The following is an 8,878-nucleotide window of genomic DNA, read 5'->3' on the forward strand; positions in this document are numbered from 1 at the left end:
CCAGAGAATAATGTCGCCAGTAAAGTGTCGGCCTTTGAAGTCTGACATAATGGATCCGATGAGGTTATTTTTAATGAGTGTGGCTCAAATAGCCAACTTTGCAACGGAGCCGTATTTATGCTGTTGTAAGGAGTAAATGTGAAGCCACTAAATACTCGCGCTATTTAAAACCTCTGAAGGCAGTAAGTATTTATACGGGACGGATCGTAGACGGTTTCGTTTCTCAATGCGTTGTTCAATGTTGCTCAAGGATTGCGAAAAACGATACAGGGCGTGTTTTGCTAATGGGTCTGATAATTCCCTTGCGTAATCGCCCAGTGAATCGTAATGATAAATTGAAAGTCCGAACGTGATTTCAATTTGACCTTGGGCCAATGCTTGAGGTGGCAAAAAGTTCAACATAAAGTCGAGTTGTTCTTTTTCTGTTGAACCTTCTTCAGCCAGGAACTTACGATAATCGCTATAGCCTGCCAAGGGCATATTGGGGCTAAAACCTATATAGGGATACTGCGTAAAGTTAATGGAGCTATGGCCAGCGCTATTTTGAAAAATTATAACAGCGAGAAACTTTGATAATTGCTCAATAGTGTCGATTTGAGATGGCATTCCCTTGATGTGTCCCCCCTCCGGGCCAGTATCAGCCAATTTATTGGCCCATGCCTGCAACTCATAATCACCTGTTATATCTTGCTCTGTTTTATAATAAACATTTACGTATTCTTTTACATAACTCACTACGGCTTCCCATATTAAATTAGCATCATCTCTATACGGATAGTGGGGTAACGATTCTTTGGATTCGAGACCCCTGGCTCGTATTGACTCAGGAAAGGTTTCTGCTACAGACCAAGATTCAGCGGCGGCTACACTGATCCCTAAAGAGCCTTCTAAAGTAGCCGCTAACAATTGATCTACGGGGCCTGAGGGTGGTATTAGTAGTTCTACACCCGCCTGATTGTTAACAACCAAGAACCTTAAATGGGGTTTAAGTAGAATGTTCAGTGGATGTTGAGGTGCCAGGTGCATCGGTGTTACCGCACCAAAAGATTCTTGAGCAAAATGTGCGCGCCCCAAATGTGTCGACATCTCATGAACGTTGGAATCGGCAATGGAAAAACAAATTTTTGCAATTGTCCAGAGCAACTCAGGGCTTTGCGGGCTAAATGTTTTTACTTGGCCGCCGTCAATATCAACCTGGATCGCCAGAGGTAATAGTCGCCCCGCTTTTAATCCAGAATCTGATGCTTTGGCACCTTCTTTGTTCCAATAAAATAGGCCGATTGGTTTTGGTAAATATTTTTGTATCGGACCATCGGGTGTTGGTACGCTGCCTTCTTGGACACCGTCAAGGTAAGGAGTGAAGTCTACGATGTATAGCCGCTTATCCAAAATAAGTTGGTCTATATTAATGCTGCTATCTATAACAACATTTAATTGAGTTAAATCTAACTTGCCGGGGAAACTGTTTTTATCGGTGACTCGCTCCAGCATAACCGGGTTGACACCCGAAAGACGCTGCTCACCAAAACTTTCATCCGTTAACCAATTTGGCGTCACCCTCGGTTGCTCTATATCAATATACATACTTTCATAATCGGCTAACCCGGGAAACGGTCCATAAGGGTCGGTCAATTGCGGTGTAACTTTCGCACTATTCGTTACCATGGGTAAAGTGGCGACTCCACGCCCCGCTTTATACCTTTCATCAAACGCCTCTTCTGGAGGTAGTGGGGTTTTCAATAGCGGTAATCCCAAGCTATTGTCGGTGCTTAGAATGTACTTCTCTTGGGCCAAACCCAACGCCTTACTGCGCGCGACTTGCTCTGCTGGCGTATCGTTTTGTGGCAGTGAAGGTTGTACTGAACCTTGGGGTAGATTGATTGACATCATGTCTAAATTCTCCTTGAAGTTATGGTGGGGCATTCTATGCTACTGAATGTCAGAGGGAAGAATAGACGTGTTTTTCCAACATTACCAGTTGGCTCTTATCGGATTTAGGACTTCTCACCAACCAATAGTTTAATAAGTGGGTTAAGTAGTCCTTTTCCTCGCAACCTGACATTATGCACAAATTCAAAAAAGCCAAGGTATAAGGTAATCCTTCTTGAGATATCCCTCTATGAGATCTTAATCATGAACGCAACAATGACCAAAAGCCTTCCATCGTGTTCACATGTACCTCATGAAAACCGTCTCCCCACAGTAATGACCATGAACACAGCGTTGCAACTCATTAGAGATAGCTTTATTACTTCGTTTTAAGTGTTTAGCAATACTTCTGCCGCTTAGATTTCGTTTACTTAGCGTTTCAATCTGGTATCTTTCTTTTAAGGTTAGTTGCTTATATTGGTTTTTCATTTGAGAACCTTGGCCGATTTTGTGAGAGATTGAAGCTTATAGGCAGCTAACCCTCTTTTCTATACCAAAGTGTGTCGGTTATTATGGCAATCTAAGAGCAAAGTTAAATGAAACAGTAAGCAATATTATTAATGTACGTGCAATGAAAACCTAATTTTAAGTTGATTACAGTCGTACAAGAAGGCGTAGTGCAATTGGGTATCAAAGCCCACTCAATTATGAACAGCAAAAAAGTCTCTTAATTGAGTGTCCAGTTTTAGTGCAGGGTATCACTATCCAACCCAACATAATACTCAGGATAATATTCATTGTGTTCCCAGCACCAGATACCATCAGACTCTAACGTAATTCGATCATAGTCACCAATGCTACAATATGGTTCACTGTAAATTTCTATCAATGGGTAAAGATCTTCCAATTTATCTTCCTTGTTCAAAAAACAATAAAAATGTAATTGTAGATGCCTGCACTTAGGGTTTCCCTAATACCCTTTTTAAACTCGACGAGTTTTTATATAAATAAAGATATTCAAAATATTTAAATTAATTCGGAGCGAGTAGACGTTATATAAGAGAATGGCAAAAATCGAGTAGTTGTTAAAAGAGATTCCTATAGAACGATTCCTTTTAGGCATTTGGTGACTCAATAGGCCGCTAACCAAAGTCTGTTTATTGTTTGTTCAGTGAGGGGCTTTTTTCGTACTATTTTGATCGGCGGTTTTGGGGCTGAAAGTGATCATTTAGGTGGATTATATCGTCTACTTGAGGGTTTAAGCCGTGCTTAGGCGCTGTTTTGCGGCCTTAAGTTGGCTATTTACCATAACTTAATTTGTGTGAATCGATTTAAAGGGGTTTTGTAAATAAAATGATTGATAAATTTTGTGTAAATGTTTCTGTGACTATTTATTTAAACGTAGTTGTATTTATTTAATATAATAGTTTTTTTTTGGTAGTAAAAAAACTAGATGTATCTGACTATCTGGAATGGTATCTATAATTTATGACGATTTGTATAAGTTTAAAAAATAATCGTAATTATGAAATCAATGAATCTAGACTTCATAGAATAATGACCGGCAATGAAACTGAAGCTACACATATGGGCTATTGGGATAGATTTAAGGATTTGTTTAGAAATGAAAGCAAGGCTGAGGCATTAAAAGAATTATTTAACATCTTGAAAAATAATGAAAATAACTCTTTAAATTATTTCTTTAATTTAGTAGACTGTTTAGCTGAAAATAACAAAAACATGTTTGCCATAGAAATAGATTCGAAGATGAATAATGGTAGTGTTATTAAATACCTACTTAATGGAGAAGTAATAAAAAGTGAAAATATAAGTAATGACGAAATATTTAATGTACTTTTAAAGTTAGGCCTTCCCATTAAGACGGGAATATTTAGTTGTAATTATAATTTATTAACTGAAAGCCTAAAAAACAAACCAATTATTACGCCTGAAATAATAATCAATATGGATTTTAATGACGGTGGAGTACATAAAGTATTTAACCATGAATTTGGTGTGTTAAAGGCTCTGGATGCAACTGGAAAATCAGATTTTAATATAGAATCTAATATAGAATCTTATAGTGAAGGAAGATATGAACTGAGAAGGTACATTTCTACCCAAAAAAAATTAAACATAGACATTAATGATCAAATAGATATTAATCAATACGCCATCGTCTCTAGGTATAATGAAAAAATAGAAGCTAACGAGATGGATTTATGCCTGAATGATTTAACAAGTGAACAAAGATGGACATTAGCGGTTCAAGTTATTGATATGTTAAATATTTTTTATTTAAACAAAGTATCTCACCGTGATTTACATATGCATAATCTACTTGTTCTAAAATCAACAGGAGAAGACAAAGAGGTTTTATTGAAGGTTATTGATTTCGGGAAATCAAAATTTGATTCTGATTTCGCAAAACATTCATTAACTGATATTAAGTATATGTTCAATAGAGAGGCAACAAGTGACCTTGAAACATTCGTAAGAAATAGTTTAAGAAGTAATGACTCAGAAAAGCAAATAAAACATTATCCATTACATAAAATATTTCAATGTGAAAATAAAAAAGGTGTTGAAATAAACTCTTTACTTTCTAGCATAGGGCGTCAGATGGAGGTCGACTTGAAGGTAGCAGGTGAAGATGTATCTGAAATTAATAAAGCGTTTGGAACAGCTAAATCATCAATTTTATTAGCTTTGGAATTTTGCCAAAAAGAAGAACATAATTTATGTAAATGGTCTTATGTTTAACGGTAAGAATTTATAAAGTGACATCTAAATGGTTGAAACTCGATCCCCTAAACAATGTCATTTAAGTGCTTAGCGGGGTTTGAGCACCAACGGTACGAAAACGTACGCTAAAGATTTAAAATCTGTCTCTTAAATCAATTAATAGACGAGTTTGTCTATTAATTGCCATAAATCGATATAAAAAACATAATTTAAGGCTATATTTTGACGTCTATAATATTATGATATATCAGACAGTTACTGCTTACCGTACAAAACCGTACCATTGGACTTCATACCCCATAAACGTTTAAGGTAAGTTTGTTAAGCCAATCCGATGCACACAATTTAAGTTATGGTAAATAGCCAACTTAAGGCCACAAAACAGCGCCTAAGTGCAGGCATCTACAGATAGCATTCACCTCAGACGGTCACTAATATGTGCTTATCAACTTTACTTTAGTGGGTATTTTGTTATTAGTTTAGGCTCAATAAAGTGTGATGATAGATGCATATATGAAACAGCATAACTATTACAGATTTCAACAATATTCATAGGATCTGTCTTATAATAATCCTCTGAGCCAAACTTTGCCGCCATAAAATGAGCAGCACATATCTCATGAAATTCTTGAGCCTCCCTCCTAATTTTATTTATGTAAGGAATATATTCCTCAAAATATAGTTGGATGATAATGTGTATTTTATTAACTCTATTATCAATATCTCTAAGAACTTGACTCATTTGACTTGGCATATAGTTAGCTTCAAAATTAGATTCCCACAAATCAAATATGTCTTCTACTTTGGTGATGTCTTTTATTTGAATATTAATATGATCAATCAGCTCTTCTTTTTTTTTCAGAGTGATTTCGATATTTTTCAACCCAATTTGATGATTGTGATCACTTTTTTGCAGAAAGTATAAGGAAATCTGGCTAACTAAAACTGCAAAAATTGCCAACATGCCTGTGACGATAGTTGCAATTGGTTGATTTGATTCAAGATATAGTATGATATCGTTTATCAATTAATTATCTCTGATATTGGTGACATAAGGAAATCTAACAAAAATAAAGTCTATAGTGTAAGTTATTTATGAATAACACTCTACATAATGGTTCAATAAATCATCAATATAGTTATATTCCATCCAGAGTTTAAACAGACGTTTTTGCTGGTAACACTACCAGTGATAAGGCTTTTTTATCACTGGTTGTTCAACACTTAGTTCTTGATTACATTTGGGTCTCGGCTGCGCGCGGCCTATCCTTATCTGTTATGTGATTTTCTTACTACATACGGAAACGCCCAAAGTTATTGGCTTTGGGCGTTTCTTCTAGCAAACTTGGTTACGACAAACCGAGCTTTAAAGTGTCATATGCAGAATTGGAAATGGTTTCCCCATATCATCAAATGGTGAACGTGAAATGACTTTAAACCCCATATGCTTGTAAAAACCTACAGCCTTTGGATTCTGTTCATTTACGTCTACTTTGGTTGCGCCTAACTGCTCAATTGCATATTGCAGTAGCACTTTACCAATACCCTGTCCTCTCGCTTCATTTAAGATGAAAAGCATTTCAACCTTTGAGTCATGAATACCCACAAAACCTAGAATTGAACCATTTTCATTTTTCACATATCTTAACTTAACAACAGGAAAAGCCTGCTCAATGATAATTGGTTTAAAAAACTCAATATCTTCTTCTGTAATGAAATCATGAGTTGCTCGGACTGAATTTTCCCAAACACTAAGCATCTCTGCGTAATTTTCAGGAAGCACATTTTCTACAATCATCGTATTTTCTCTAAAGTTGACTGAAATTCATGTGCAGCCGCGACCTGCATTATAGACGTTTTAAGCTAGAATTGTCCACATACCACATAACAGCTTATTGATTGATATTGACCAACACCAATATCTCTACCAGTGATAAGGCTTTTTTATCACTGGTATATCACGGTTCTAATTCTTCAAATAAGTATCTTGAACTTTAAAAATATCGAATGGCCGAGAGAATTTATCCTGATTGATAAAGTTATTTAATTTAATAGGATCAAGCTTATTTACTGTGTCGCGTACATCCGCATCAATATAGCCAGATTGATAAAGACTAAGCCACTCATCTATCCCCTCTCTATCCCCACTAATCAAGGTATAATCTAATAATGATAAAACATATTCATCACGTTCTTTTTTTGAACACAAATAACGTGATTGATAAAATAAAGTAGATAATACTGCTTTTTTATCAGCCTCTTTCAGAGAGAAGAACCAAGGATCTGTAATTTCAATATCTCTATACTTAAAATTACCACATTGAGATAGTTTCTCATTGAATTTTAAATATTTAGCTCCTGCGTTGTACTTTGCTTCTTCGCTAGTCATTAATACAACATCAGCCTGAACAGACATAGAAAACAACACTGTAAAGGCTATGAAAAATTTATAATGCCCCATAAACACACCTCCAAAATTTAGCTTCTTCGCCTGTAGTAGAGTTAGCAGTTTGATAAGCAACCCCCTCCAACAAATCTCTTTTATTTTTACCAACTCCTTGCAATACATCTGAAAAGTGTTGCCAATCAGAAGTCGCCATATTGTATCTAGAGGATGCAGCGCCAGCCAATAAATAAGTCTTTCGACCAACAAAGATTTGAAAAAAGGGTACCAAAGTCAATATTCCAGTTAACAAATTAGACATATCAGTTATACGATTCATTTCCTTGATGGCATCGAGTGTACGCTGTGAGGGTTTAAACGTCTTTACTGTACAGAAATTCCCTTTCATTAAAACATCCTAATGTAATTCAACTAATTAATGTGGAATCAGCATAACTTTTTTTGGTTGATTTTTGAAGTAATAGCAAAAATATTAATCACTAGATTTTAATATATGATATTTAACCTACCAGTGATAAACAAAGATTATCACTGGTAGATTAAAGGAGCCATGCAATACAGTTAGATTTGTCTACGCCTTTTGTAATCATTTTGCTGATTGTAAAGTTGTGTAGGAATTTAAGAAAAAAATACAAATTATTACAAACTAATGATCTATTCTTTTCAACTGGCTGCGCTACTTTGATGTAATTGAGTGTAGGCTTTGGTCTAATCTTTTTGGGCGGACGAGGGTATAATATGGTCAAACTATTAACTTTATAGAATAAAATATACGAATGAATTCACCATGCATTTTAGTTATCCAATTGATAATATGTGTATTTTAGCAAAAAATGCTCAAAACGATTATGAAAAAGCTTCTGTATTTTCGGCGACTGAATCACTTGTATTAAGATTTTTAAAAGAAGATGATTTACCTCATAGTGTATCTGAGAAAATTTATCTGATTCGATACCATATCTGCGCATTTATAGGTTATGAGCATACAAATGGCATTTCGGTTAACGAACATATTCATCAAGCAAGTGTAAAAAGTATTGAACTTGCTGATATAATTAGAAATATTGAAATTTCTGTTCATAAAAAAAACACTGAGAAAAAGAATAAACCAAATACTCTTTTCACTTTTTTTAAAGGATATAAATAAAACCGATTCCGAGATATTTATGAGTTGATATACCAGTGATAATTTAACCGCTAGTTAACTGAACTCCTTATGTGAAAAAAGGGTGATTGACGTTATTATTACTAACGAAAAGCCACCAATACACAAGTTAGGAAATGACATTATGCAAGACATTGAAGATGTTGAACTCACTTTCTCCCCTTTAAGCCGAAAATTTGAACAAGGAGGACAGTCAGTAGAAATTGATATTTTTAAGGGCGACACCAAGGGCTGGATTTTAGAAATCATAGCAACCTGTGGCACATCAACGGTGTGGGAAGATCCATTTGAAAGTGATCAAGCGGCACTTGATGAAGCTCTTACCGCAATAAGCAATGAAGGTATCGAATCATTTTCAGGCTATATAAGTGGTAAACCTCATTAAGTCTTTAGCAATTCTAAGCTCTCCCCCCCTCCGACGGCCATAAACGGGTTCTGTCGCAAACAGCATCAATGCTTTATGATCCAAGCATCGCTTTTTATGTTCACTCCCATGACACTCAATTTTTCAGGCCGACATTACCCTTCCGCGATCATCATGCAGGCGCTTCGCTATTACCTGGCCTACAAACTCAGTTATCGAGAAATTGAGGAGATATTTGCTGAGCGTAATATTCATTTTGATCACTCAACCCTGAACCGTTGGGTTATCAAATATGCGCCGCAACTCGACGCTATTTTTCGAAGGAAAAAGC

At 35.7% G+C, this 8,878-nt stretch carries 9 protein-coding genes and 1 pseudogene; 4 read left to right on the forward strand and 6 right to left on the reverse strand.

Translation table 11 applies throughout. The features are described from left to right. Positions 1-147: 147 nt before the first annotated feature. Complete coding sequence (locus tag L2764_RS24170; protein ID WP_248942927.1) at positions 148-1,890, reverse strand: lipoxygenase family protein; 1,743 nt, start codon at positions 1,888-1,890, stop codon at positions 148-150. Between the two features lie 279 nt (positions 1,891-2,169). Beyond that, positions 2,170-2,358, reverse strand: coding sequence for a helix-turn-helix domain-containing protein (locus L2764_RS28395; protein WP_376708484.1), 189 nt, complete (start codon positions 2,356-2,358; stop codon positions 2,170-2,172). Between the two features lie 999 nt (positions 2,359-3,357). On the opposite strand from L2764_RS28395, the gene L2764_RS24175 reads away from it, so the two are divergent. Next, positions 3,358-4,632 (forward strand): T3SS effector SopD family protein, encoded by a 1,275-nt coding sequence (locus L2764_RS24175; protein WP_248942928.1) that lies wholly within the window; start codon positions 3,358-3,360, stop codon positions 4,630-4,632. 433 nt (positions 4,633-5,065) lie between these two features. Here L2764_RS24175 and L2764_RS24180 read toward each other — a convergent pair whose 3' ends face one another. The 4 genes from L2764_RS24180 to L2764_RS24195 form a co-directional block, all read right to left on the reverse strand. Continuing rightward, entirely contained in the window at positions 5,066-5,641 is a 576-nt protein-coding gene (locus L2764_RS24180; RefSeq protein ID WP_248942929.1) for a hypothetical protein, read from the reverse strand. A gap of 339 nt (positions 5,642-5,980) precedes the next feature. After that, positions 5,981-6,412 (reverse strand): GNAT family N-acetyltransferase, encoded by a 432-nt coding sequence (locus L2764_RS24185; RefSeq protein WP_248942930.1) that lies wholly within the window; start codon positions 6,410-6,412, stop codon positions 5,981-5,983. Positions 6,413-6,580: 168 nt separating this feature from the next. Next, entirely contained in the window at positions 6,581-7,075 is a 495-nt protein-coding gene (locus tag L2764_RS24190) for a hypothetical protein (protein ID WP_248942931.1), read from the reverse strand. Next, the gene (locus tag L2764_RS24195; protein WP_248942932.1) at positions 7,062-7,406 is read right to left on the reverse strand and encodes a hypothetical protein; all 345 of its coding nucleotides are present in this window, start codon (positions 7,404-7,406) and stop codon (positions 7,062-7,064) included. Before L2764_RS24195 ends, L2764_RS24190 begins: the two co-directional genes overlap by 14 nt. A 399-nt stretch (positions 7,407-7,805) precedes the next feature. Here L2764_RS24195 and L2764_RS24200 point away from each other — a divergent pair, with 399 nt between their 5' ends. The 3 genes and pseudogenes from L2764_RS24200 to L2764_RS24210 form a co-directional block, all read left to right on the forward strand. Further along, positions 7,806-8,165 (forward strand): hypothetical protein, encoded by a 360-nt coding sequence (locus L2764_RS24200; protein ID WP_248942933.1) that lies wholly within the window; start codon positions 7,806-7,808, stop codon positions 8,163-8,165. Positions 8,166-8,307: 142 nt separating this feature from the next. Next, complete coding sequence (locus L2764_RS24205; protein WP_248942934.1) at positions 8,308-8,568, forward strand: hypothetical protein; 261 nt, start codon at positions 8,308-8,310, stop codon at positions 8,566-8,568. Between the two features lie 108 nt (positions 8,569-8,676). Beyond that, a pseudogene (locus tag L2764_RS24210) lies at positions 8,677-8,878 on the forward strand (IS6 family transposase); the annotation flags it as partial.

The organism is Shewanella surugensis, from assembly GCF_023284005.1.
Taxonomy (GTDB): domain Bacteria; phylum Pseudomonadota; class Gammaproteobacteria; order Enterobacterales; family Shewanellaceae; genus Shewanella; species Shewanella surugensis.